Origin of the sequence: uncultured Sphingomonas sp. (assembly GCF_936927845.1) — a bacterium.
Classification (GTDB): Bacteria; Pseudomonadota; Alphaproteobacteria; order Sphingomonadales; family Sphingomonadaceae; genus Sphingomonas.
The window spans coordinates 139,711-163,159 of the sequence record NZ_CAKZHV010000060.1; the positions used below are offsets into that span (position 1 = coordinate 139,711).

The window sequence follows — 23,449 nt, forward strand, 5'->3', positions numbered from 1 at the left end:
CGGGCGCCTGATGGCCGGGAAACGCCGCGCCCGCTCCGCCGGCAGAGGCCGGGCGGAACAGCGAACGGGCGGGATGCAACATGCGGACGTCAACCTGATGGCCCGGCACCGGCAGAAGGCCGGGCGGACAGTGGCACCGGAGCTTGACGTGCGCGTGCACTACTCCGGTCGCACGACTGCTAGCATTGGTTAAGTCAGTCATCAACTGCCGGTTCTTGCAGCCGCGCGGCAGGATCTTGCCGGCAAATCGTGCCGAACGGCGCGTTAACCCCGCTGCGCAACGCAGACTTGAGACCCGCCGGCTACTCCGATGTTCCTGGTCAAAGGGTTGCGTAGCATGGCTTTTCGCTGGACGGGCAAACGACTTTCGCGGCATGGCGGCCGCGTGTCGATCGTGCTCGCGTTGTTGTTGGGCGTGTTTGCCGGGGCGCCCGGCTGGGCCGCCACCGTGGAGCGGATCGACGTGTCCGACGACAAGGTCGTCATCCGGTTCGACGACGCGGTCGCCGCTGCCTCCAGTTTCCTGCTCGCCGAGCCGCAGCGGATCGCGGTCGATATCGATGGCGCGCGTCCAGGGCCCGGCAACGGCGAGCGCGACGGTGCGATCACCGCCGTGCGCCAGGGCGTGCGCGGGGCGGACGGCGCGCGCGTCGTGCTCGACCTCTCCCAACCGATGATCGTGGAACACGGTGGGTTCGACGATGGCGGTCGCGAACTGACGCTGCGCCTGCGCCCGGTCGCGGCGCAGCAGTTCGCCGCCGCGAGCGCGCGCGCGCCACTCAACTGGACTGGGCGCGCGCTGCCCGCGGTGCGCCCCGCGGCATACACCGTGTCGCAAGCGGTGCCGCCGGCCCGGCAAGCGTTGCCGATGCCGCGCGTCCGCGGTGATGCCAGCCGGCCGCTCGTCGTGATCGACGCCGGCCACGGCGGACACGACCCGGGCTCGATCTCGCCCGATGGCGAATTGCGCGAAAAGGATCTGACGCTGAAGATGGCGCTCGCGGTCCGCGACGCCCTGCTCAAATCGGGCCGCGTGCGCGTCGCGCTGACCCGCGACGACGACCGCTTTCTGGTGCTGCGCGAACGCTACGGCGTCGCGCGCAAGTTGAAGGCCGACCTGTTCATCTCGATCCACTGCGACAGCGCGCTGTCGACTGAGGCATCCGGTGCAACCGCCTACACCTTGTCCGAGGTCGCCAGCGACAAGGAAGCTGCGCGACTGGCCGCGCGCGAGAACAAGGTCGACATCATCAACGGCGTCGACCTCGACCGCAATCCCGACGTGTCATCGATCCTGATCGACCTGACGCAGCGCGAGACGATGAACGCGTCGGCGGGGTTCGCACGCCTGCTCGGTCGTGAGGCGCAGCCGCTGATGGCGATCAAGCCCAACTTCCACCGCATGGCGTCGCTCATGGTGCTGAAGGCGCCCGACACGCCTTCGATCCTGCTGGAGGCGGGCTATATCTCCAACAGCAACGACTCGGCATTCCTCGCCAGCAGCGAAGGACGCGCCAACGTGGCGGAAAGCGTGCGGCGCGCGGTCGAGATCTACTTCGCGCGCCGCCTCGCGCTGCGCTGAAACGCGCTATGCCGAGCGGCCGGCGTGACCGGCGCACCGGGCCGCAGCGCTTTCGCGCGGCGCGGAACGTGCTAAACGCGCAGGCCATATGGCTTCTTCCCCACCGGAAAAGATGACGATCGGGCAGCGCATCGGGCGCGCCGGCGGCGCACTCGGCGGCTTGTGGCGCCGCCGGCTGGTGCGCTGGTTCGCGGCGCTGGTCGCACTGCTCTTGGTCGCGCTCGCCGCATTCTGGCTGATCTTCGCGCGCGACCTCCCCTCGGTCGAGAAGCTCAAGGCCTATGAGCCGCCGCTGCCGACCAACGTGCGCGGCATCGATGGTGCGCCGATCTATTCCTACGCGCGCGAGCGGCGCGTCCAGCTGTCGTTCGCCGAATATCCCCCGCTTCTCATCCGCGCGTTCCTGGCCGCGGAGGACAAGACCTTTTTCGAGCATCACGGCGTCGATTTTCCCGGCCTGGCCGGAGCAGTGGTCGATTACGCGAGCAAGTTCGGCACCGGGCAGCGCGCGCGCGGCGGCTCGACCATCACGCAGCAGGTCGCGAAGAACCTGCTGATCGGCAACGAATATTCGCCGACGCGCAAGGTGCGCGAGGCGATCCTCGCGTACCGCATCGAGCAGACGCTGACCAAGCAGCAGATCCTGGAGCTCTACCTCAATCAGATCTTCTTGGGTCGCAACGCGTACGGCGTCGAGGCCGCGAGCCACGCCTATTTCGACAAGGAATTGCCCGAACTCACGCTCGCGCAAATGGCTTATCTGGCAATCCTGCCCAAAGGCCCTGCCAATTACGACCCGTTCCGCAATACCGAGCGGGCGCTGGAGCGGCGCAACTACGTGCTGCGTGAAATGGCGCGCAACGGCTTCGTGACAGCCGCGCAGGCGAGTGCCGCGAATGCCGAGCCGATCGGTGCGATCCGACGCCGCGCGCCCAAGTTCGAGCGCGTGGGCGGCTATTTCGTCGAGGAAGTCCGCCGTCAACTGATCGACAGATTCGGTGAGAATGCGCAGTCGGGGCCCTACAGCGTCTACTCCGGCGGCCTGTGGGTGCGCACCTCGCTCGATCCGCAGGTGCAGCGCTATGCCGCGGAAGCGCTGCGCGACGGGCTGCTCCGCTACGAGAGCGGACGCGGCTGGTCCGGGCCATTGACCCACGTCGATCTCGACGACCCGGATCAGTGGCAGGGCGTACTGATCGGCACCAACATCATGCTCGACTACAAGGATTGGCACGCCGCGATCGTCACCGCGCGCGACAGCGGCGCCTTGTCGCTGGGGTTCGCCGATGGCCGCACCGGCACGCTGCCGCGTAGCGCCGCGCAGACGCCCGCGCGCGGAACGGGCACGCCGGCGTTCGGACGGATCAAGGTCGGCGACGTGATCGCGGTCGCTCCGTCGGGCAGCAGCTTCTCGCTGCGCAGCGTGCCGCGCATCTCCGGCGGGTTCGTGGTGCAGGAGCCCGCGACCGGCCGCATTCTGGCGATGCAGGGCGGGTTCGACGCGAGCGTGCAGGCCTTCAATCGCGCGACCCAGGCCTATCGCCAGCCGGGATCGACGATCAAGCCGATCGTCTATTCCGCCGCGCTGGAACACGGCATGACGCCCGCGTCAATCATCGTCGACGGCCCGTTCTGCGTCTACCAGGGCGCGCGGCTGGGGCAGAAATGTTTCCGCAACTTCGGCAACTCGCGCGGTGCCGGCCCGCACACGATGCGCTGGGGCATCGAGCAATCACGCAACCTGATGACGGTGCGCGCGGCGGCGCAGACCGGCATGAAGAACGTTGTCGGGTTGATGAAGCAGATGCAGATCGGCGACTATTCGCCCTATCTCAGCTACTCGCTCGGTGCGGGCGAGACGACGGTGGAGCGGATGGTCAATGCTTACGGCGTGCTCGCCAATCAGGGGCGCTGGCACGATCCATCGCTGATCGACTTCGTGCAGGACCGCCACGGGCAAGTCGTCTGGCCGGCCAATTGGCGCGCCTGCGACGGATGCAACATGGCGCGGTGGAACGGCCGCCCGATGCCTCGACCGGTGACGCGCGGCCGCCAGGTGCTCGACGCGATGAGCGCGTATCAGATGGTCCATATCACCGAAGGCGTGATCCAGCGCGGCACCGCGACCGCGCTGCGCGATCTCGGTCGCCCGATCTTCGGAAAGACCGGGACCAACACCGGTCCGACCGACGTGTGGTTCATCGGCGGGACGCCGCAGATGGTGGGTGGCTTGTACATCGGCTACGATACGCCCCGCGGCCTGGGCGGCTACGCGCAAGGCGGGACGCTGGCGGTGCCGATCTTCAAACAGTTCGCAACCAAGGCGTTCGAGAATCTGCCCGTGCTCGCCTTCCGCGCGCCGCCCGGCATCCGGCTGGTCCGCATCGATCGCGCGTCGGGTCGCCCGGTGTTCGGTCCCTGGCCGAGCGACGACGATCCCAAGGCCGGGGTGATCTGGGAAGCGTTCAAGCCGCAAAGCGAGGCGCGTCGCCCGCGCCGCTATGCCCCCGCCGCCGCGCCGACGGTCGCGACCCCGCGTGCTGCGCCCAGCGCGCAGCCAGCACCGCGCGACAGCGAGTTCCTGCAGCAGCAAGGCGGCATTTACTGACCGGCGGGCTGCGGGCTGCGCGCTGCCGACCCGCTGCCGCTGATCAGGGCTGCTTGTTGCCGGTCAGCCGCTCGAACAGGTCGATCTGCTCGATCAGCCGATCGCGCGCCAACGCATAGTGCGAGCTTTCGCCATTCGCGCCCGATCGCTGTCGCGCCTGCTCCAACGACGCCAGCTTCTGTTTCGCTTCTTCCAGGCCTGCACGATAGGGCATGGTGCCCGGTATCACGCGTGATCGGGCGTGGTATTGCAGAAGATTGCAACACTGCGCCGTTGGAAGGAAAAGCGGTTAACGCCGCCGGAACCGACGCCGCGCAATCGGTGGAACGCACAGCCTGACCCCGTTGCCGTTTGCCGGCGCGCGGCCTAGATCGCACGATGATTGTTGATCCGTCGTCCGGCGGGTCGCCGGAGCGGCTTCGACACGCGCAACGCCGGCACCGAAGCGTTTGGAGAACAGAATATGCGCGCCGAAGCGCAAGCCCATGCCGACACCATCAACGAGGCGCTGGCGCTGCTGCGTCGCTTCCTCGACTGGGATCGCGCGCTCCGTCGTCTCGACGAGCTCAACGCGCGCGTCGAGGACCCGACCTTGTGGGAAAATCCCAAGGCCGCGCAGGACGTAATGCGTGAGCGGCGCCGGCTCGACGAAGCGATCACCGCCACCCGCGATATCGAGCGCGAACTGTCCGACACCGCCGAACTGATCGAAATGGCGGAAGCCGAGGGCGACGCCGAGATGGCGGACGAGGGCACGCAGGCGCTAAAGACGCTCGCCCAGCGCGCGCAGGCGGACAAGATCAAGGCGCTGCTCGCCGGAGAGGCCGACGCCAATGACAGCTACGTCGAGATCAACGCGGGCGCCGGCGGCACGGAAAGCCAGGACTGGGCCGAGATGCTGCAACGCATGTACACGCGCTGGGCCGAGCGTCGTGGCATGAAGGTCGAGCTGATCGACTATCACGCCGGCGAACAGGCCGGGATCAAATCGGCGACGCTGCTGCTCAAGGGTGAGAACGCCTACGGTTATGCCAAGACCGAGAGCGGAGTGCACCGCCTCGTCCGCATCAGCCCGTACGACAGCTCCGCGCGCCGCCACACCAGCTTCTCCTCAGTGTGGGTGTACCCGGTGATCGACGATTCGATCGATATCGAGATCAACGACAGCGAGTTGCGGATCGACACCTATCGCGCGTCGGGTGCGGGTGGTCAGCACATCAACACGACCGACTCCGCGGTGCGCATCACGCACTTGCCGACCGGCATCGTCGTCGCGTGCCAGAACCAGCGCAGCCAGCACAAGAACAAGGCCGAGGCGTACAACCAGCTTCGCGCGCGCCTCTATGAGCACGAACTGCGCAAGCGCGAGGAAGAAGCGAATGCGGTCAACGCCACCAAGACCGACATCGGCTGGGGTCACCAGATCCGCTCCTACGTGCTGCAACCATATCAGCTGGTGAAGGACCTGCGCACCGGCGTGACTTCGACCTCGCCCGGTGACGTACTCGACGGTGCGCTCGACGATTTCATGGCCGCGGCCTTGTCGCAGCGCGTGACCGGCGAGAAGGTCGAGGTGGAGGATGTCGATTGACGCCTGAGCGCGCCTTCGTCGCAGCCGTGCTGCTGAGCGCCGCGGGCATGCTCGTCGCGTGCGACGGCTCGCAGCCGCTGATCAAGCATTCGACCAAACAGCCCGGCCCGTTCCCCGCCGCCGATCGCCCGGTCGCCAACATCGTCTCGGCGCGCTGGTCGAACGAGGAAGAGCGCGACCGGTTGAACGAGGCCGGCGCGGTGATGGACGGTGCACGGATCAAGCCGGGCATGACGGTCGCCGACATCGGCGCGGGCGAGGGATATTACACCATCCGCCTCGCCGCACGCGTCGGCGAGGACGGGCGCGTGCTGGCAGAGGATATCATGCCCGCGACGCGCGACGCGCTGGCCGAGCGTGTGGCGCGACAGCGACTGGAGAACGTCAGCGTACGCCTGGGCCGCCCGGCCGATCCGCGGCTGCCCGCCAACAGCTTCGACCGCGTGCTGATGGTCCACATGTATCACGAGATCGCGCAACCCTATGAATTCCTGTGGCGGATGCGTCCGTCACTGCGCAGCGACGGATTGGTTGTGGTGGTCGATGCCAATCGATCGACGCAGAACCACGGCACCCCCCCTGCGCTCCTGCGCTGCGAGTTCGAAGCCGTCGGCTACCAACAGGTCAGCTTCGACAACATGCCCTCCGCCGGCGGCTATCTCGCTACGTTCCAGCCGGTCGGCGCGCGGCCCGAGCCGGCCGCGATCAAGCCGTGCCGGATCGCGTCACAATAAACCGCGTTCGCGAAAGCTCGTCCAACCACCCGGCGCGACGATGTAATGGTCGATCAACCGCACACCGATCGTATCGAGTGTCGCGAACAGACGTCGGGTAAGGTTCAGATCCTCGCGACTGGGCATCGGATCGCCGCGCGGGTGATTGTGCGCGAGCAGCACGTGGCGCGCGTCGAGCGCGAGCACGTCCGACACGATCAGCCGCAGTGACACGTCGACGCTCTCGCGCCGGTCGGACATGAAATGGCGCGCGCCAAGCTGCGCGTGGCCCGCGCCGAGATACAGCGTGACCGCGACCTCGCGCGTCAATCGCCCGAGCGACTGAAACAGCGGCGGCAGGACATGGGCGTCGTCGCGAGGCCGATCGGACATGACGCGATGCTAGGATGAGACAGCATTATTGCCACAGCCAGTCGGCTCCGACATGAAGCGCGAACTACGTAATTTGCGTAGTGCGCTTCGCAGGGATAGCGCTCAAACGAGAAGGGCCGCGACGCTGCTGCATCGCGGCCCTTTTTGATGTCGTCGGACGATCGTTCAGTTGAAGCGGCCGACCCGCTGGATCGCGCTGTTGACGAGCGCGCGGTCCGCCTCGGCATTGTGCTGCTCAGCGATGACACGGCCGGCGGCAGCGGTCGCGGCAGCCACGACGGTGGCGCGAACCTCGTCCAGCGCGGCGCGCTCGGCGGCGGCGATCTTGTCCTCCGCCATGCGTGTGCGACGCTCCATCAGCGCCTCGGTATCGGCCTTGGCCTTGGCGACGATCTGCGCGGCTTCGTGATGCGCATTCTCACGCATCTGCGCGGCATCGGCCTCGGCCGAGCGCGCGCGCGCGGCATATTCGTCGCGCAGCGCCTCCGCCTCGCGGCGAAGCTGTGCTGCCTCGTCGAGCTGGCGACGGATCTCACCGATACGCTTGTCGAGCATCGCGCCGATCGTCGCCGGCACCTTCCAGATCACCGCCGCGATCAGCACGACCAATGCGGCGAGGCCGACCCAACCGGTGTCGTTGAAGCCGAGCGCGGTGGGCGCCGCGACATGCTCGGCCCCGCCGGGCTCGGACACGTTGCCGACGAGCCCGCTGCCGTTCTGCATGTCGGCGGTCTGCAACGATTGCTCGTGCGTCGCCTCCGAGAGATTGTCGACCGCGGGCGCTGCGGAAGCGTTAGACATTGTGCAGCTCCTGGCGAACCGCGGCGTGCGCGACGTCGGGCGAGACGGTCATGCCCGCCACCTTGGCGACGAGTTCCTGCACCGTCTCGGCAGCGATGTCCTGCACCTTGACCATGGCGGCGGCCTTGGCGTTGCCGATCGCGAGATCGTGGTGCGCGACCCGCTCGTTCAACTGTTCGTCGACCGCGTGCAGTTGCGCCTCGCTCGCCTGCGTCGCGCGCTGCTTTGCCGCAGCGACCTCGGCCTGCGCGGTGGCGCGCGCCGCCTCCATGTCCGACTGCCACGCGGCTTCCGTCGACGTCGCCTCGGCGCGGGTGCGCTCGGCGGCGGCGAGGTCGTCGGCGATCTGACGCTCGCGCAGATCCATCACGCCCGTGACCCTGGGCACCATCATCTTGCCGATCCCGAAATACAGGATGCCGAAGGTGATGAGCAGCCAGAAGATCTGGGACGCGTAGGTTGCGGCGATCTGACTGATTTGAGGCATGGCGGTCCGTTAATCATACCCGCCGCGAGCGTCCTGCGACCCACGCGGCGGATCGGGTAATCAGGCGACGAACACCAGGATGATCATCGTCACGAAGGCGAGCAGACCGAGAAGCTCGGCACCCGCGAAGCCGATGAACAGACGACCCTGCTGACCGTCGGCCGCACCCGGGTTGCGCAGCGCACCCTCGAGGAAGGCAGCGAACACGTTGCCCACGCCCAGGGCGGCGATGCCCATGCCGATTGCGGCGAGACCGGCACCGAGCAGCTTGGCGGCGTTTGCGTCCATTTTGATATACTCCCAGTTCAATTCGTGGTGGTGGATCGGAAAGTCACGAAGGTCACACCCCTACGCACGTGCGCGCGCGGGGACGTTTCAGAAAATCAGTGCAGGTTCACCGCGTCGTTCAGATAAACGCTGGTGAGCAGCGCGAACACGTAAGCCTGGATCGCGGCGACCAGCAGCTCGAGCAGCGTGATGCCGAGCATCAGCACGAAGCTGGGCAGCGACACGATCGCGACATAGCCCGGCCCGAGGTTGATGCCGTTGATCACGAAAGCGGCCAGCACCTTCAGCAGAATATGCCCCGCGGTCATCGCGACGAACAGTCGCAGACCAAGGCTGAACGGACGCACGAGGAAGCTCATCAGCTCGACCACGAAGATCAGCGGGATCATCACAACCGGCGTACCGTGCGGCACGAACAGGCTGAAGAAGTGGAACCCGTGGCGACCGAAGCCGACAATTAGGACGATGGAGAAGCTGATGATTGCGAGCACGCCGGTGACGGTCAGGTGGCTCGTCACGGTGAAGGGATGCCAGCCCGGCACGATGCCGACGGGCATCAGCCCCAGGATGTTCGCGAACAGGATGAACATGAACAACGAGAAGACATAGGGCACGAAGCGCTTGCCCTCGAGGCCGATGTTCGAGGTCAGCATGTTCTGCACGAACCCGGTGAAGCCCTCCACCGCCGCCTGCCAGCGACCGGGCACCAGTTCGCGCTTCATGCCACCGAGCATGAACAGCCACAACGTGACCAGCGTGATCACCATCCACAATGCGGAATTGGTGAAGGACAGATCATAGCCCGCCACGTTCCAGCGCAGACCGAGCACAGGCTCGATCAGGAACTGGTGCATCGGATCGATCTTGCCGCCTTCTGCCGCCACGTTAGCCCCTTGTGCTTCCCACATACGTCAAGCGCCCGGCTGGTCCGGGCGCTTGGTCGTTAACCGAATGATCTGCCTGAACGCCACCGCGATTCCGAGGAACAACGCGACGATCAGCGCCCAGGGCGTGGTGCCGAACCAGCGGTCGATGAGCCAGCCGATCAGCGCCGAGCCGACGAGACTTCCGATAAGGGCGGCCAGAACGCGGTTGCCGAGCTGATAGCCCGCCTCCCCCTCGTCACGCACCACCCCCGTGCGCTTCGCTTCGTCCCTGCGAGCCCGTTCCAGTCGCTGATCCAGCGAGGCGAGCCGCGGGTCCTCCGCGTCGTGGAAATCCTGTCCGGAACCGTTATCCGCCACGCGCCACCCTCTCCACATATCTTATGCCGGGGAAGTGAGCACACGGTGGGCAAGCGACCCCGCCAAGGCGCCGTCCGGTTAGCCGGGGGGTCGGGGGGTGTCAACCATTGTGACAATCGCGTGGTCGGCGGCGACGCACGGACACCGCCGCTCGAACACCTGGATCAAACGCCGACATGGTCCCGCGGTGTCAACCGATCTGGCGCGCGACGAACGGCCTTCCCGCCCAAGCTGTCGCCAGCGGTAACATCGGGATCAGACGCAGCGCGGGTCGCGCGTCGGCGCGTCGCTGCCGCGGGTTTCCCAATTGCCAGCCGGGGTGCGATATTTCTCGCCCGGCTGCGTCTGCGCGATCAGATTGCACCCGCTGGTGAAGGCTAGCTGCTCAACGGTCGCGCCCGACGCCTGCGCCTTCTGCGTATAGGCGGCCTTGCGCTGGATGTTGATGTTGCTGACCAGGGCGCGCAGCTGCGCGTTGCCCGCACCCACCACGCCCAGATAGCCGTCGGGCTGCTCGCCCACCTCGCCGGCCGACCGTGCGGCGGCGTAAGCGGGATCGCGCTGCGCGAAGGCAGCCCCGGACACGCCCGCCAGCGTCACCGCGGCGGCGAACATCGTCAGGGTCTTGGCGGTCTTGGGCGTCATGGCTCAGAAAATCCCCGGGTTCTGCTTGATCAGCGACTTGGCTTCATTGTCGAGGCGGTAGACCACCTCCTGCGTCACGTTGATGTTGAGGTTGATCTCGATCGGCTTGGTCGGGGCCGAGATGTTGACGCAGGCGGCGTTCATCAAGAGCGGCGCCAACAAGAGCACCTTTGCTCCCCATTGCACACCTCCGATTCGCTTCACCCTCGTTGCTCCTGTTACGCTCATGGCACGATCTCGCTTGCGGAAGGCTGAATGGGAGGAACCAGCGGCGCGTCGGTCGTCGCTCCGCTGCCCGGCCGTGCACTGGGCAGCGTGCTGGGCGCGGTGCGCCGGTTCTGCTCCTCGATCAATTGTTGCAGATTGCGCGCGACCAGCCGCTGCGGATCGTAGAAGCTGGCGGCCGAGTCGATCAGCCCGCGGAAAGGCGCGCGAATGCGGATGTTGAACAGGATCAGCAACCGCGTCAGCCGGCGAATGAGGAAATTCGACTTCGCCCCCACCCCCTGCCTGATCCCGGCGAAGCGCACATCGGTGATCATCTCCCCCGCGAGCGGCCCGTTCATGCCGATGTCGAGGTTGCGATAGGTCAGCGATTTGAGCATCTGGAACGCGTAATTGCCCCAGAAGCCGAGGTTCTTCTCGCTCAGCTCGCCGACATAGGCGAGGCTGCCGCCGGTCCGCGCGGTCAGCTGCCCGCCCTCGATCCGCCCGCCGGACGTGTCGAAGATCATCGGCAGCACGCCGTCGAACGTGCCGGTCGCGTTCAGATTCTTGAAATCGAACTGCTGCAGGAACGCACCTGCCTCCATGCCCGCGACGCGGAAGGTCAGCCGCCGCTCCTGCGCACTGGAGAAATCGAGCAGCGTCGGCTCCAGCGTCAGCGTGCCGCCCGCGAACGGCCATGTGCCGGAATCGACCTTGATGCGCGTGCCCGGCAACGTTTGATAGACGATGCGCCCGTCGGTCACGGGTACACCGGGATTGATCGAGCGCACGGTCGCGACCTGGGCGGGCGCGCTTTCCAGCGCCAGCAGGTCGGTGAAGCGGATCGTTCCCGACAAACCCTCGACGGGTCCAAACGCAGCGGCGAGCGCGGTGTCACTCGTCGAAAAGGTGCCCGTGCTGGTCACGCCCTTCGTGCCCCAGGCGATGTCGCCGCGCCCGCTGACGCTGCCGCGCACGTCGGCGACGACGCCAAAGGTCAGCGGCGTGATCAACTCGGGCTGGAACGTGTCGCCGAAGGTGATGCCGGGCACGCTCAGCACGGCGTGACCGGCACCGGTGCTCAGCCGGTGATCGATCGCGACCTCGGCGATTTGCACCCCGCGCGTCGGCTCGACGATCGTGCCCGTCGCCCAGATCGCGCCGCGTTCCAGCGACAATGCAACGTTACGCGCAACCATCGGGTTAAACCGCGCGCTCGCCGCGGCGTCGCGCACCTTGAGCGCGCCGGCGAGTGCGAGTGCGCCGTTCGCGAACCGCCACGTCCCCGTGCCGTCTCCGAGGAGCAGCGGCACGTTGGCGATCTGCCCCGCCAGCCCCGTGAAGTCCCCCGCCACGCCGCCTTGCCCAAGCGTCCCCGTCAGCCGCGTCGCGTCGATCCGCGTCTCGCGCGTGGCAGCCCCGATCCGCGCGAGCACGTCGTCGAGCTGGAACCCGCGCGCGCCGAGCGAAAGCCGCGCGCCTCCTGCGGCGACGCGCAGCGGGGTGCCCCCGATTGTGCCCGACAGCTGCGTCGCGGGCAGCCGCGCGGCGACGTTCACACCACCGCCCCGCCGCTCGACCAACGCGCCACCCGCGGGACAAACGATCAGCCGGGCGGGATCAAGCCGCAGCGACGAGACGCGCAATTGCGCGAACGCGACGGGCGTACACGCCGGATTGACGCGCAGGTTACTGCCGCTCCAGCGCAGGTCGAGCGGCAGCGTCAGCGCGTCGACGCGTCCGTCGGGCAGCGGCCCGGACAATGTCACGCGCGCGGTCGCATCACCTGCACGCGCACCGATACGGAACCGCACCTGGTCGAGCGCGATCGCGGCGTCACCCGCGGCGTAGCGCGCCACCTGCGCCTGCCCGGTCAGCGTGCCGCCGTCCCCGCCGCGCGCAACGCTGGCCACGAACTGCGGCAATCCGCCGCCGTCGACCCGGAGCGTCCCCGCCCCCGCCACCGCCGCATCGCTGCGCCAGCGAAACGGTTGTCGGGTGACGAGCACGGCGGTCGCACCGCTCGCCGAGGAAACGCGCGCGCGCTTGATCGCGATCTCGGTCACGCCGTCGGCGATCTTCGCAACCACGTCTGCGCTGGCTGAGAGGTCGCGTGCGGCGCGTGATGCGGCAACAGTCGCGCGCGCGAGCAGCGGGGTGACCGGCGTCGCGGCGCCAGTCGCGAGCGTGCGGGGCACCAGCACGGACACGTCCGCACGCTGCACTGCGACCTTGCCCGCGAAAGCGGTGCGCCCCGCTTCGATGCTGACGCTACCGTCGAGTGCTATGCGACGCGCCGATCCGTCGATCTCGCGGACCTGCTGCGCGGCGAGGACGAGCGGAACGACCGCGGCACCACCCTGCCCCACGCTGAGCGCAGCCTCGCCCGACACGCCCGCGGCGCGAATAGCGGCGTAGCGCGCCGCGCCGGTGGCGAACCGCGCCCGCAGTGTCGAGCGCAGGAAGTCGCCGACGACCACACGTCCGTGTAGCGCACTCGTGACCGCCGCGACCTGCGCGTCGCCGCACGCGACCGCGGCCGCGCGCAGCGGCCCGTCGAGCGTCACGCCGTAACCGCCGCTCGGTGTGCGTCCGGTCGATGTGACCCGTCCCGCCGCGCGCACGCCGCCGGCGCGGCAATCACCCTGCGCCAATCGTTCGGCCGCGAGCGCGTAGTGCCCCGTGAAGTCCCCATCGAGCCTGCCGCTGCCGCTCAGGCTGACCCCGGCGATCCCGTAAGGCGTCTCCAGCCGCATCCCGCCGTCGGCGAGCGAGAGGTCAATCGACGGCAGCGCCGGCGCGCCGCCGCTGCCCGTGGGGATCAACCGGTCGAGCGCGCCGAACGACACGCGCCCGTCGACGAGCCGCGCGCGCATTCGGACGCGGCCCGCGCGCACGCCGATCAGATGCGGACCGTCGAACCCGACATCGGTGCGCGTCTCGACCCAGTCGGCGACGAGATCGGGGCGTGCGGGATCGCCGATGACGACGTCGGTCAATCGCTGCCGCCCGAAGCCCAGATCGCTGATCCGGTAGCGCGCGGGCACGTGTTTCGTCGCGAGTTCGCGGTCGATCAGCCGCGTCGCGATCGGCACGCGGCTGAGCCAGACGCCGCCGATCGCGGCGAGCGACAGCGTGGAGACGGCCACCAGCACGCGCGCGCGCCGCCGGCTGGCGGGCGATCGCTTCGCCTGGTCGTCCGATCGCTCACCGCTCATTGCGGCGGCAGCATAAGGCGGCGGCGGTGGCGTGCAAATGGCGCAATTGCCCCCACACGCGCGGCAACCTAGCCTCGCGCGGCATGACAACCGCGCGCACGCTCTTCGACTCGCCGTCCGCGGCGCCCACGCCCGAGGACCAGCGCGCGCTCGATGCCAAAGGTCACCGCGAACGGTTGCGCACCCGGCTGCTCGACGATGCGGAAGGGCTGCAGGATTACGAGCTGATCGAATATCTGCTCACGCTCGCGATCCCGCGGGTCGATACTAAGCCGCTCGCAAAAGCACTGCTGCGCGAGTTCGGCGGCATCGGTGCCGCGCTTGCCGCCGATCCCGCCGAGCTCCGGCGGGTGAAGGGCATGGGCGACACCGGCATCGCCGCCTTGAAGATCGCGCACGCCGCCGCGATCCGACTGGTCCGCGCCCACACCCGCGACCTGCCGGTGCTCTCCAATTGGCAGGCGTTGGCAGACTATCTCCACGCCGACATGGCGCACGACGCGGTGGAGCGGTTCCGCGTGCTCCACCTCAACACCAAGAACGTGCTGGTGCGCGACGAGGTCATGTCGCGCGGAACGATCGACGAAGCGGCGGTGCACGTGCGCGAGGTGATCAAACGCGCGCTCGACATCGGCTCGGCCGCGCTGATTCTGGTGCACAATCACCCATCGGGCGACCCATCGCCGAGCCAGGCCGACATCCGCATCACCCGCGCGATCGTGGAGGCGGGCAAGCCGCTCAACATCGCGGTGCACGATCATATCATCGTCGGTCGCAACGGACAGACCAGCCTGCGCGCGAAGGGCGTGATCTAGCAGCCGTGAGCGCACCAAGCGTCACAGCGATAAGCAGGAAGCAGATCGAGCAATAAACGTGACCGCTACGCCTGCTCACCCGCTTGTTGCGCACACGAAAACGGCTGCCGGATCGCTCCGACAGCCGCCTCGTGTTCCGTCAGAAACGTTCAGCCGGCCTGCTTTGCACCGCTGCTGAGGAAGGTCGCGAGTTCGGCCTTGCTCACGCTGGCCGACTTGTCAGTATCGGCCTTCTTGAAGGCGGCAGCATTCCACGCCTTGTCGGGCTTGGCGCTCGGATCGGCCTTTGCCTTCAGCGTGTCCATCCACGTCGCGAACTCGGCCTTGTTGAGCGATCCTGACTTGTCCTTGTCATAGCTCGGAAATTCGCTGTCGAGGATAGAGGCGACCTGATCGGGCTCGTTCGTGCCCTGCGTCGCAGATTCGCTTGTCGGTGTTTGCGCGGTCTGCGCCGGGGGCGTCGTGGACGCGGCCGGATCGTTCGGCGTCGCAGCGGCAGCACCGGATTGTGTCGCATCGGCAGGTGTCGCGGCAGTTCCCGTTGCATCCGCTCCAGTTGTTGGCGCAGTCTGCGGTGCGGTTTGCGCCTGCTGCGCAATCGCCGGAGCAGCCATCGTCATTGCCGAGGCCAAAAGAACATACTTGAGCATCACCGTCTCCTTTTGGTTCTAACCGTGTGCTGCACGCGATGTAGGACGTTACTTAGGGAGGGACAATCTCCACTGTTAACGCAACAAAATTACTTATCCAAGCTGTGAACGGGTGATTTCTGGCGGATTTGCTAGGGTTTGCCGGCTTTGCTAATGCGCGCCGCGCCGTCGTTCAGGTGCGATGACCCGTTTTCCCGCTGCGGCGTGTGGTTCGGATTTCCTCCGCGCAGCACCCGCCTTCCCGCCCAAGGAGCCGCCAAGTGATCCCTCGTTACTCCCGCCCCGAGATGGCCGCACTGTGGACGCCCGAGGCGCGCGACCGCATCTGGTTCGAGATCGAGGCGCACGCAACCGACGCGCTGGCCGAACTTGGCGTGGTGCCGAAATCGGCCGCGGAGGCGCTGTGGCGCTGGTGGGCGACGAACCCCGCGATTGATGTGGCGGCAATCGATGCGATCGAGGCGGTGACCAAGCACGACGTGATCGCGTTCCTGACCTGGGTCGCCGAACAGGTGGGCGATGAAGCGCGCTTCATGCACCAGGGGATGACCTCGTCCGACGTGCTCGACACGACGCTGTCGGTGCAGCTCGCGCGCGCGTCCGACATCCTGATCGCCGATTTGGACGCGCTGCTCGTCGTGCTGGAGCGGCGCGCGCGCGAGCACAAGCTGACGCCGACGATCGGCCGCAGCCACGGCATCCACGCCGAGCCGGTGACGTTCGGGCTGAAGCTTGCTGAGGCTTATGCCGAGTTCCGCCGCAACCGCGAACGGCTGGTCGCCGCGCGCGCCGACATCGCGACCTGCGCCATCTCGGGCGCGGTCGGCACCTTCGCCAACATCGATCCGCGGGTCGAGGCGCATGTGGCCGAGAAGATGGGCCTCACCGTCGAACCCGTCTCGACGCAGGTGATCCCGCGCGACCGCCACGCAATGTTCTTCGCGACGCTGGGCGTGATCGCCGGCTCGATCGAGCGCGTTGCAGTCGAGGTGCGCCACCTGCAACGCACCGAAGTGCTGGAAGCGGAGGAATTTTTCTCGCCCGGGCAGAAGGGTTCATCGGCGATGCCGCACAAGCGCAATCCGGTGCTGACCGAGAACCTGACCGGGCTGGCGCGCATGGTGCGCGGCTATGTCACGCCTGCGCTGGAGAATGTTGCGCTGTGGCACGAGCGCGACATCTCGCACTCCTCGGTCGAGCGCTACATCGGACCGGACGCGACCATCACGCTCGACTTCGCACTCGCGCGGCTGACCGGGGTGGTCGACAAGCTGCTCGTCTATCCCGAGCGGATGGGGAAGAACCTCGACCGCATGGGTGGCCTCGTCCACTCGCAGCGCGTTTTGCTCGCGCTGACGCAGGCCGGGGTGAGCCGTGAGGATTCGTATCGGCTGGTGCAGCGCAACGCGATGAAGGTGTGGGAGTCGGATGGCGCGCTGTCGCTGCTCGATCTGCTCAAGGCGGACAACGAGGTGACTGCGGCGCTGTCGCCCGAAGAAGTTGAGGACAAGTTCGACCTTGGTTATCATTTCAAGCACGTCGACACGATCTTCGACCGCGTGTTCGGCTGACACGCACCTACGGCTGTGAGGCGGCAGGACGTGGGTTGACGATCACCACGCCGCTGCCGTTCGCGTTCTCAGTCACGATCAGGCTATAGATCTCCCCCGTGGCACGCGCCTCAGCGAAGGCAGCGGGGTCGGTCGGCGTCGAGCGCCATATCCCGTTTCCTCCTGCCCCGCCTGGCCGCCAGGCGCGGTAGGTTGACGAGCCTGCGTAGCGGAACAGCGGCGCAGTACCCAGCGCCCGCGCCACCTGCGCGTCGACGCCACCAACCGGCGTGTTGGTGAAGACGCTGCACGTCTCAAGCCGCTCTGCCGGTTGCACCGTCTCGCCGGCGGCGAGTTGCTCGTCGCGGTCGGGAGCGTTCGCCGCGACACTCAGCCCGGAAGGCGGACGCGTGGCCTTCCAGCCTGCTGCTGCGACGCGCCGCGCGACGATAGTCGGATCGGCACTGACGCAGAAGCGGAGCGCGTCGGTGACGATCCGGACGGCAGCGGGTGATGGCGCGAGAGGAGGATCGGCGAGCATGGTGATGGGTCCGTTTGCCCCGGCTTCCACCACCTAGCAGCCACACGCGATGCCGCCAAGCATGCGCTGATTGCATCAACTGCAAGCAAGATTGTTGCGCACGTTTGTTGCGTCGACGCGCAACGATCTACATATCCGAGCGGCCGGATGATCCGGTACTGGAGACCCCACATGCGCATCTTCGAGACCGCGGCCAGCACCGTGCTGGTGCTCGCGGCACAGGCGCTGGTGGTCGGCGCCATCATCACGACGCTCTGACCCATCGGCCCTCCGCCTTCGCTTCCGCGAGGGCGGGTTGGCCGGGGCGGCCTCCCCTTTTCTCCCCTTCATCACTAGACCCTGACCCATGACGATCCTGGGTGCAGTGCTGGCAGGCGGGCGCGCGACGCGGTTCGGGCGTGACAAGGCGCTGGCCACGCTCGGCGAGGCGACACTGCTGGAACACGCAATCGCCAGCCTCGCGCTGCACGTTGACGCGCTGGTGGTCGTCGGGCGTGACCACGCGCCCGTCGCGGTTACGCCCGACCTACCGCACGCTGATCTCGGTCCGCTCGGCGGTATCGCGGGGGCGCTCGCCTTTGCGCGGGCGCGCGGGCATTCATCGGTGCTGACCACCGCGTGCGACACGCCGAGCCTGCCGAACGCGCTCGTCGCGGCGCTACTGGCGAAGGAGGCGGCTTGCGCGGCGGAGGCGCCGACGGTGGGGCACTGGCCGGTGCGGTTGCTGGACCCGCTGCTCGCGCGGCTGGCGTCGGGCGAGAGCCGCTCGATTCGGCGCTGGGCCATGAGCGCGGACGTGGCGGCGGTGCTGCCCGGGGTGACGGTACCGAACGTCAATACGATGGACGATCTCACGAACTTGATCGACGCGAAGATAACGTGACCTGGGACCTGATCCGGGGTCACGCTTTCTACGCAATCAGCAAAAAAGGCAGCGTGATCCCGGATCAAGTCCGTGATGACGAGACTAGTCAGATGCCGCCGGCGGTAATTTCGTAGCCCGCATCCTCCAGCACGCGGGTCAGATCGGCGAGGCAGCGGTCGACCAGCGCCTCGTCGGGCGAGCGGACGACGAAGTTCGCGCCGACGCGGCCTTCGCGGAAGAAGGGGTAGCTGCCGATCGCGACGCCTTCGTGCGCCTTTTCCGCGGCGCGCAGTGTATCGGCGACCTCGCTTTCCGCCACCCAGCCGCCGATCGACTTGGACACGACCGGGCGACCGCCCTCCAGCGTGCCGGTCAGCGCGTCGAGCATGCCCGCGGTGATGTGCGGCACGCCCGCCATGATGAAGATGTTACCGATGCGGATGCCCGGCGCACCCGACACGCGGTTCTCGATCAGGTCCGCGCCGGCGGGGACGCGCGCCATGCGCAGCCGCGCCTCAGTGACGCCGCCGCGCGTCTCGTAATAGCGCTCCAGCGTCGCGACCGCCTCCGGGTGGTGCTCGACGCTTACGCCCAACGCAGCGGCGATCGCGTCAATCGTGATGTCGTCGTGCGTCGGGCCGATGCCGCCGGTGGTGAAGAGGTAGTCGTTGCGCGCACGCAGCGTGTTGACCGCCTCGACGATCGCCTCCTCGCGGTCGGCGACGACGCGCACCTCGGCCAGGCGAATGCCCTGAACGTTGAGCCATGCTGCGATCTGCGCGACATTCTTGTCCTGCGTGCGGCCCGACAGGATTTCGTCGCCGATCACCACCAGCGCGGCGGTCCAGATGCGTTCGCTCATACAGCAGGTCCTTATCGGCAAGCGGGCAGCCTCGCAAACGCAGCGCAATGGCGCTATATCCAAGCCCATGACCAACTACGTTACCGTCACCAGCGACGCGCCGCTCGGGCGCGACGGCGCGATCAAGCTGCACGGCCCCGACGCGTTCGCAGGCATGCACAAGGCGGGGCGGCTGGCTGCCGAGACGCTTGACATGATTGCGCCGCATATGGCGCCGGGCGTGACGACGGCCGAGATCGACCGGCTGATCTACGACTTCATTAACGAGCGCGGCGGGGTGCCCGCGACGCTCGGCTATCGCGGCTACACGCATTCGTCGTGTATCTCGATCAACCACGTCGTCTGCCACGGCATCCCGACGGAAAAGCCGCTGAAATCGGGTGACATCGTCAACGTCGACGTGACTCCGATCGTCGACGGCTGGCACGGCGACACGAGCCGCATGTACCTGATCGGCGACGTGCCGCTGAAGGCCCGCCGGCTGGTTGAGGTGACGTACGAATGCCTGATGCTCGGCCTCGAACAGGCGAAGCCTGGCAACCACATGGGCGACATCGCGCACGCGGTGCAGCGCCACGCCGAGGCGCACCGCTACGGCGTGGTGCGCGACTTCTGCGGTCACGGTGTCGGGCGATTGTTCCACGACGCGCCCGAGGTGGTGCACGTCGGGCGGCCGGGCACCGGGCCCGAGTTGCGCCCCGGCATGATCTTTACCGTCGAGCCAATGATCAACATCGGTCGTCCCGACGTGAAGCTGCTCGACGACGGCTGGACCGCAGTCACCCGCGACCGGTCGCTCTCGGCGCAGTTCGAGCATTCGATCGGCATCACCGAGACGGGATGCGAGATCTTCACCACCTCGCCTGCCGGGTTCGACAAGCCGCCTTATCTGTAGTGCTCCTGCGTGTGCCTGTTTATTGAGCAAGGCACATGCGCGTGCTCGTTTTGGCGGCACGAGAACGGCAGAAATCCGCGCTTTTCTGCCCTTGCCCTCAGGCCGGCTGGCTGGCACGTTCGCTGCAAGACGACGCGCCGGGGTGTCTGTCGGAGTTGGGACGTTCACGCGTGAAGAAGATCGAAGCGATCATCAAGCCGTTCAAGCTTGATGAGGTGAAGGAAGCGCTGCACGAGATCGGCGTGAGCGGCATCACCGTGACCGAGGCCAAGGGTTTCGGCCGTCAGAAGGGCCACACCGAATTGTACCGCGGCGCCGAGTACGTCGTCGATTTCCTGCCCAAGGTGAAGCTCGAGGTCGTGGTCGAGGACGGCCTGGCCGAGCGCGTGGTGGAGGCGGTCGCCGCCGCCGCGCAGACCGGGCGCATCGGCGACGGCAAGATCTTCGTCATTCCGGTAGAGACCGCGCTGCGCATCCGCACCGGCGAACGCGACAACGACGCGATCTGACGCATCGGTCATCCGCGGGTCACCGCCGCGGCGACCCACATCCCCTAGGTTTCATCCCTCCAGTTCCATCACGGCCGGCCCCCAAGGCGCGGCGCACGATCAAGGAAGAAGCGACATGGCAAACACGGCCGCAGACGTTCTGAGCAAGATCAAGGACGAGGAGATCGAGTGGATCGACCTGCGCTTCACCGATCCCAAGGGTAAGTGGCAGCACCTGACGATGGTCGCCAGCGTCATGGGCGAGGACGAGTGGACCGACGGGCTGATGTTCGACGGCTCTTCGATCGAGGGCTGGAAGGCGATCAACGAGTCGGACATGATTCTGAAGCCCGACCTGGACGCAGTCTATACCGACCCGTTCTCGGCCACGCCGATGCTGATCGTGTTCTGCGACATCGTCGAACCCTCGACCGGAGAAGGCTACGCGCGCGACCCGCGCACCACCGCCAAGCGCGCCGAAGCCTATGTCGCGCAGACCGGGATTGGCGACACCGTCTATGTCGGCCCGGAGGCCGAGTTCTTCATGTTCGACGACGTCCGCTTCGACACGTCGTACAACCAGTCGTATTTCAAGATCGACGATATCGAACTGCCGACCAACACGGGCCGCGAATATGAGGGCGGCAATTTGGCGCATCGTCCGCGCGCCAAGGGCGGCTATTTCCCCGTCGCGCCGGTCGACTCGGCAGTCGACATCCGCGGCGAGATGGTCTCGACCATGATCGAGATGGGCCTGCCGTGCGACAAGCACCACCACGAGGTGGCGGCGGCGCAGCACGAGCTAGGCCTCACCTTCGGCACGCTGACGCAGACCGCCGACCGGATGCAGATCTACAAGTACGTCGTGCACCAGGTCGCGCACGCGTACGGCAAGTCGGCGACGTTCATGCCGAAGCCGATCAAGGAGGACAACGGATCGGGAATGCACACGCACTTCTCGATCTGGCAGGGCAAGGAGCCGCTGTTCGCGGGTAACGGCTACGCGGGTCTGTCTGACACCTGCCTCTATTTCATCGGTGGCATCATCAAGCACGCGAAGGCGATCAACGCCTTCACCAACCCGACCACCAACAGCTACAAGCGGCTGGTGCCGGGTTACGAGGCGCCGGTGCTGCTCGCTTATTCGGCGCGCAACCGGTCGGCATCGTGCCGCATTCCCTACGGTACGGGGCCGAAGTCGAAGCGCGTCGAGGTGCGCTTCCCCGACGCGATGGCGAACCCGTATCTCGCCTATGCCGCGCTGCTAATGGCGGGTCTGGACGGGATTCAGAACAAGATCCATCCGGGCGAGGCGATGGACAAGAACCTGTACGACCTGCCGCCGGCCGAACTGGCGGAAGTGCCGACGGTGTGCGCGAGCCTGCGCGAGGCGCTCGAGTCGCTCCAGGCCGACCACGACTTCCTGCTGAAGGGCGACGTGTTCACCAAGGACCAGATCGAGGCGTACGTCGAGCTCAAGTGGTCGGAAGTCGCGCGCTGGGAAATGACGCCGAGCCCGGTCGAGTTCGATATGTATTACAGCGCGTAAGGCTGGCGTGCCGCCAGCCGGTGCGAGCGGGCAACCGTTCGCATACGCGGTGCCGGCCGGCTCGCATCGGCGAGGACCGACGACGCGGCTTTGCCGCGGCGATGCCACGACAAGGAAAAGGCGCTCGGAGCGATCCGAGCGCCTTTTCTCTTACGTAGGCTAAGAAAGCCGCCCCCCGGCTCGCCGCCGGGGTGACGGGAGTGGATCGACGGCGCCTAGAAACTGACCGCCGCGCGCGCCGCGATCCGGTCACCCGCGTTGTTCCGCGCGGCGAACGGCGACAGCGCGCGCGTGTTGTCGATGTCGGTGCCGGTATATTCCACCGTCAGCACCAGCGGCCCGGTCGCGTGCTGCACGCCGAACGACCAGTCATAATAGGTGTCGTCGGGCCGCAGTCGCGCCGCGCGGACGGGATCGTTGACGCGACCGCTCGATCGCCCGGCGCTCGCGGTGAAGCTGAACGGCGTCAGCGGCACCCCGACGCGCCCGCGTAGCCCCAAGTACAGATTGCTGCCGCCGATCGCATCCTGCGACGGCGCGTAGCGCGCCTCGATCCCCGCCTCTGCCGGGCCGAGCGTGTAGCTCGCCCCTGCCCCGCCTTCGTAATAATCGAGCGGACCGTTGCCGTTCGTGAAGACGTGCCCGGTCGCGAACGCATCGAGCCGGAAACCATTGACCGACTGGCTGTAGCCGAGCGTCGGCTCGAACACCGCGTCCGCGCCGCCGTGACGCGGATCACCGCGCGTAGTGAGCGCGCGGACGCCGACGTCGAACCCGCTCGACAGGTCGAGTCGCGCAGACGCGGCAAGCGCGCCCTCGCCATCGCTCCAGCTGATCCCGCGCCGCCGCTCGTCGGTGGTCGTCTCGACCCCGGCATGCGGGATGACCTGCGCCTGCGCGGGAACGACGGTTGCGGCGAGCAGCGCCCAGGCGGCGACGGCGGGTTTACGCATGGACTATCCTTGTATCCGTTCGAGATCGGCAATCAGGTCGCGGCGGTCGCGGGCGGCGACGTCGACCAGGTGCGCGCGCATCCGCTCGCCCGCGGCGGCGACCTCGGCGTGGATAGCCGCGCGCTGACCCGCGCACCAGCCCGGCCGCGTGCCGCTGAGCAGTGCGGGTGCCTCGATCCGTCGCGCCGCAATGTGCCCGGCGGCGTGGCGCGCGTAGCGGTCCACCGCGACACGCGCGTGCCAGCGGCAGCGCAGCGTTGCGGGGCGCCCCGGTGCAGAGACGGCGCCTACCTGTCGCATCTCGGTGTGCATCGTGCCCTGATAGGTCGCCTCAACCGCCGTACCGGCGTGCTCGAAGCGTTCGTGATGCAGGTGCGCGGCCGCCGGGGAGGCAGCGAGCAGCGCGGCGGCGATGATAGGTGACATGGTCCTCTCCGTGCTAGGGCGAGCCTCTCGGGCCCGCGATGCAACCGAGATGATCGTGGCCGCTAGGCACTTCAACGC

The 23,449-nt window shown here is 67.4% G+C and carries 25 protein-coding genes; 10 read left to right on the forward strand and 15 right to left on the reverse strand.

Annotated elements, in window-relative coordinates:
• Positions 1-337 precede the first annotated feature (337 nt).
• The gene (locus Q0579_RS12535) at positions 338-1,582 is read left to right on the forward strand and encodes an N-acetylmuramoyl-L-alanine amidase (RefSeq protein WP_298812838.1); all 1,245 of its coding nucleotides are present in this window, start codon (positions 338-340) and stop codon (positions 1,580-1,582) included.
• A gap of 112 nt (positions 1,583-1,694) precedes the next feature.
• Positions 1,695-4,190 (forward strand): transglycosylase domain-containing protein, encoded by a 2,496-nt coding sequence (locus Q0579_RS12540; protein WP_298813161.1) that lies wholly within the window; start codon positions 1,695-1,697, stop codon positions 4,188-4,190.
• A gap of 43 nt (positions 4,191-4,233) precedes the next feature.
• On the opposite strand, the gene Q0579_RS12545 is transcribed toward Q0579_RS12540, so the two are convergent.
• Positions 4,234-4,404 (reverse strand): hypothetical protein, encoded by a 171-nt coding sequence (locus Q0579_RS12545; protein WP_298812841.1) that lies wholly within the window; start codon positions 4,402-4,404, stop codon positions 4,234-4,236.
• Positions 4,405-4,653: 249 nt separating this feature from the next.
• Between Q0579_RS12545 and prfB the strand changes: the two genes are divergently transcribed.
• The gene (gene prfB / locus Q0579_RS12550; RefSeq protein ID WP_298813163.1) at positions 4,654-5,781 is read left to right on the forward strand and encodes a peptide chain release factor 2; all 1,128 of its coding nucleotides are present in this window, start codon (positions 4,654-4,656) and stop codon (positions 5,779-5,781) included.
• Between the two features lie 47 nt (positions 5,782-5,828).
• The gene (locus Q0579_RS12555) at positions 5,829-6,515 is read left to right on the forward strand and encodes a class I SAM-dependent methyltransferase (protein ID WP_298813164.1); all 687 of its coding nucleotides are present in this window, start codon (positions 5,829-5,831) and stop codon (positions 6,513-6,515) included.
• Here the strand turns inward: Q0579_RS12555 and Q0579_RS12560 are convergent.
• From Q0579_RS12560 to Q0579_RS12600, 9 genes are all read right to left on the reverse strand, one after another.
• Positions 6,507-6,887, reverse strand: coding sequence for a JAB domain-containing protein (locus Q0579_RS12560; protein ID WP_298812843.1), 381 nt, complete (start codon positions 6,885-6,887; stop codon positions 6,507-6,509). The two genes, Q0579_RS12555 and Q0579_RS12560, sit on opposite strands and share 9 nt — an antisense overlap.
• Before the next feature lie 165 nt (positions 6,888-7,052).
• On the reverse strand, positions 7,053-7,688 hold the full coding sequence (locus Q0579_RS12565) for a hypothetical protein (protein ID WP_298812846.1): 636 nt from the start codon (positions 7,686-7,688) through the stop codon (positions 7,053-7,055).
• The gene (locus Q0579_RS12570) at positions 7,681-8,175 is read right to left on the reverse strand and encodes an ATPase (RefSeq protein WP_298812848.1); all 495 of its coding nucleotides are present in this window, start codon (positions 8,173-8,175) and stop codon (positions 7,681-7,683) included. The genes Q0579_RS12565 and Q0579_RS12570 overlap by 8 nt, the downstream gene beginning before the upstream one ends.
• Before the next feature lie 60 nt (positions 8,176-8,235).
• Positions 8,236-8,463, reverse strand: coding sequence for a F0F1 ATP synthase subunit C (locus tag Q0579_RS12575; RefSeq protein WP_019515901.1), 228 nt, complete (start codon positions 8,461-8,463; stop codon positions 8,236-8,238).
• Between the two features lie 95 nt (positions 8,464-8,558).
• Positions 8,559-9,347, reverse strand: coding sequence for a F0F1 ATP synthase subunit A (locus Q0579_RS12580; protein ID WP_298812854.1), 789 nt, complete (start codon positions 9,345-9,347; stop codon positions 8,559-8,561).
• Positions 9,348-9,374: 27 nt separating this feature from the next.
• Positions 9,375-9,725, reverse strand: coding sequence for an AtpZ/AtpI family protein (locus Q0579_RS12585; protein ID WP_298812856.1), 351 nt, complete (start codon positions 9,723-9,725; stop codon positions 9,375-9,377).
• A gap of 237 nt (positions 9,726-9,962) precedes the next feature.
• Positions 9,963-10,352, reverse strand: a complete 390-nt coding sequence (locus Q0579_RS12590) for a YdbL family protein (RefSeq protein ID WP_298812858.1) — start codon at positions 10,350-10,352, stop codon at positions 9,963-9,965.
• A 3-nt stretch (positions 10,353-10,355) separates the two neighbouring features.
• Positions 10,356-10,520, reverse strand: a complete 165-nt coding sequence (locus Q0579_RS12595) for a YnbE family lipoprotein (RefSeq protein ID WP_366522286.1) — start codon at positions 10,518-10,520, stop codon at positions 10,356-10,358.
• A gap of 56 nt (positions 10,521-10,576) precedes the next feature.
• Positions 10,577-13,777, reverse strand: a complete 3,201-nt coding sequence (locus Q0579_RS12600; protein WP_298812860.1) for a YdbH domain-containing protein — start codon at positions 13,775-13,777, stop codon at positions 10,577-10,579.
• An 83-nt stretch (positions 13,778-13,860) separates the two neighbouring features.
• Here Q0579_RS12600 and radC point away from each other — a divergent pair, with 83 nt between their 5' ends.
• Positions 13,861-14,592 carry a DNA repair protein RadC gene (gene radC, locus Q0579_RS12605; protein ID WP_298812863.1) on the forward strand — a complete coding sequence of 244 codons (732 nt, stop codon included), beginning with the start codon at positions 13,861-13,863 and terminating at the stop codon, positions 14,590-14,592.
• A gap of 149 nt (positions 14,593-14,741) precedes the next feature.
• On the opposite strand, the gene Q0579_RS12610 is transcribed toward radC, so the two are convergent.
• A complete protein-coding gene (locus tag Q0579_RS12610) occupies positions 14,742-15,242 on the reverse strand; it encodes an EF-hand domain-containing protein (protein ID WP_298812866.1) in 501 nt (166 codons plus the stop codon).
• Positions 15,243-15,502: 260 nt separating this feature from the next.
• On the opposite strand from Q0579_RS12610, the gene purB reads away from it, so the two are divergent.
• Positions 15,503-16,813: an adenylosuccinate lyase gene (gene purB, locus Q0579_RS12615; protein ID WP_298812869.1), complete on the forward strand. Its 1,311-nt coding sequence runs from the start codon at positions 15,503-15,505 to the stop codon at positions 16,811-16,813.
• 7 nt (positions 16,814-16,820) lie between these two features.
• On the opposite strand, the gene Q0579_RS12620 is transcribed toward purB, so the two are convergent.
• Complete coding sequence (locus Q0579_RS12620) at positions 16,821-17,333, reverse strand: hypothetical protein (RefSeq protein WP_298812873.1); 513 nt, start codon at positions 17,331-17,333, stop codon at positions 16,821-16,823.
• Positions 17,334-17,679: 346 nt separating this feature from the next.
• Between Q0579_RS12620 and Q0579_RS12625 the strand changes: the two genes are divergently transcribed.
• Positions 17,680-18,216 carry a molybdenum cofactor guanylyltransferase gene (locus Q0579_RS12625; protein ID WP_298812876.1) on the forward strand — a complete coding sequence of 179 codons (537 nt, stop codon included), beginning with the start codon at positions 17,680-17,682 and terminating at the stop codon, positions 18,214-18,216.
• 88 nt (positions 18,217-18,304) lie between these two features.
• Here the strand turns inward: Q0579_RS12625 and Q0579_RS12630 are convergent, their stop codons facing one another.
• Positions 18,305-19,060, reverse strand: coding sequence for a molybdopterin-binding protein (locus tag Q0579_RS12630; protein WP_298812878.1), 756 nt, complete (start codon positions 19,058-19,060; stop codon positions 18,305-18,307).
• Positions 19,061-19,127: 67 nt separating this feature from the next.
• On the opposite strand from Q0579_RS12630, the gene map reads away from it, so the two are divergent.
• From map to glnA, 3 genes are all read left to right on the forward strand, one after another.
• A complete protein-coding gene (gene map / locus Q0579_RS12635; RefSeq protein ID WP_298812882.1) occupies positions 19,128-19,955 on the forward strand; it encodes a type I methionyl aminopeptidase in 828 nt (275 codons plus the stop codon).
• A 170-nt stretch (positions 19,956-20,125) separates the two neighbouring features.
• A complete protein-coding gene (locus Q0579_RS12640) occupies positions 20,126-20,464 on the forward strand; it encodes a P-II family nitrogen regulator (protein ID WP_174191831.1) in 339 nt (112 codons plus the stop codon).
• A 115-nt stretch (positions 20,465-20,579) separates the two neighbouring features.
• Positions 20,580-21,992 carry a type I glutamate--ammonia ligase gene (gene glnA, locus Q0579_RS12645; RefSeq protein ID WP_298812884.1) on the forward strand — a complete coding sequence of 471 codons (1,413 nt, stop codon included), beginning with the start codon at positions 20,580-20,582 and terminating at the stop codon, positions 21,990-21,992.
• 215 nt (positions 21,993-22,207) lie between these two features.
• On the opposite strand, the gene Q0579_RS12650 is transcribed toward glnA, so the two are convergent.
• Both Q0579_RS12650 and Q0579_RS12655 read right to left on the reverse strand, forming a co-directional pair.
• A complete protein-coding gene (locus Q0579_RS12650; RefSeq protein WP_298812887.1) occupies positions 22,208-22,945 on the reverse strand; it encodes a TorF family putative porin in 738 nt (245 codons plus the stop codon).
• A gap of 3 nt (positions 22,946-22,948) precedes the next feature.
• Positions 22,949-23,371 carry a hypothetical protein gene (locus Q0579_RS12655; RefSeq protein WP_298812890.1) on the reverse strand — a complete coding sequence of 141 codons (423 nt, stop codon included), beginning with the start codon at positions 23,369-23,371 and terminating at the stop codon, positions 22,949-22,951.
• Positions 23,372-23,449 lie beyond the last annotated feature (78 nt).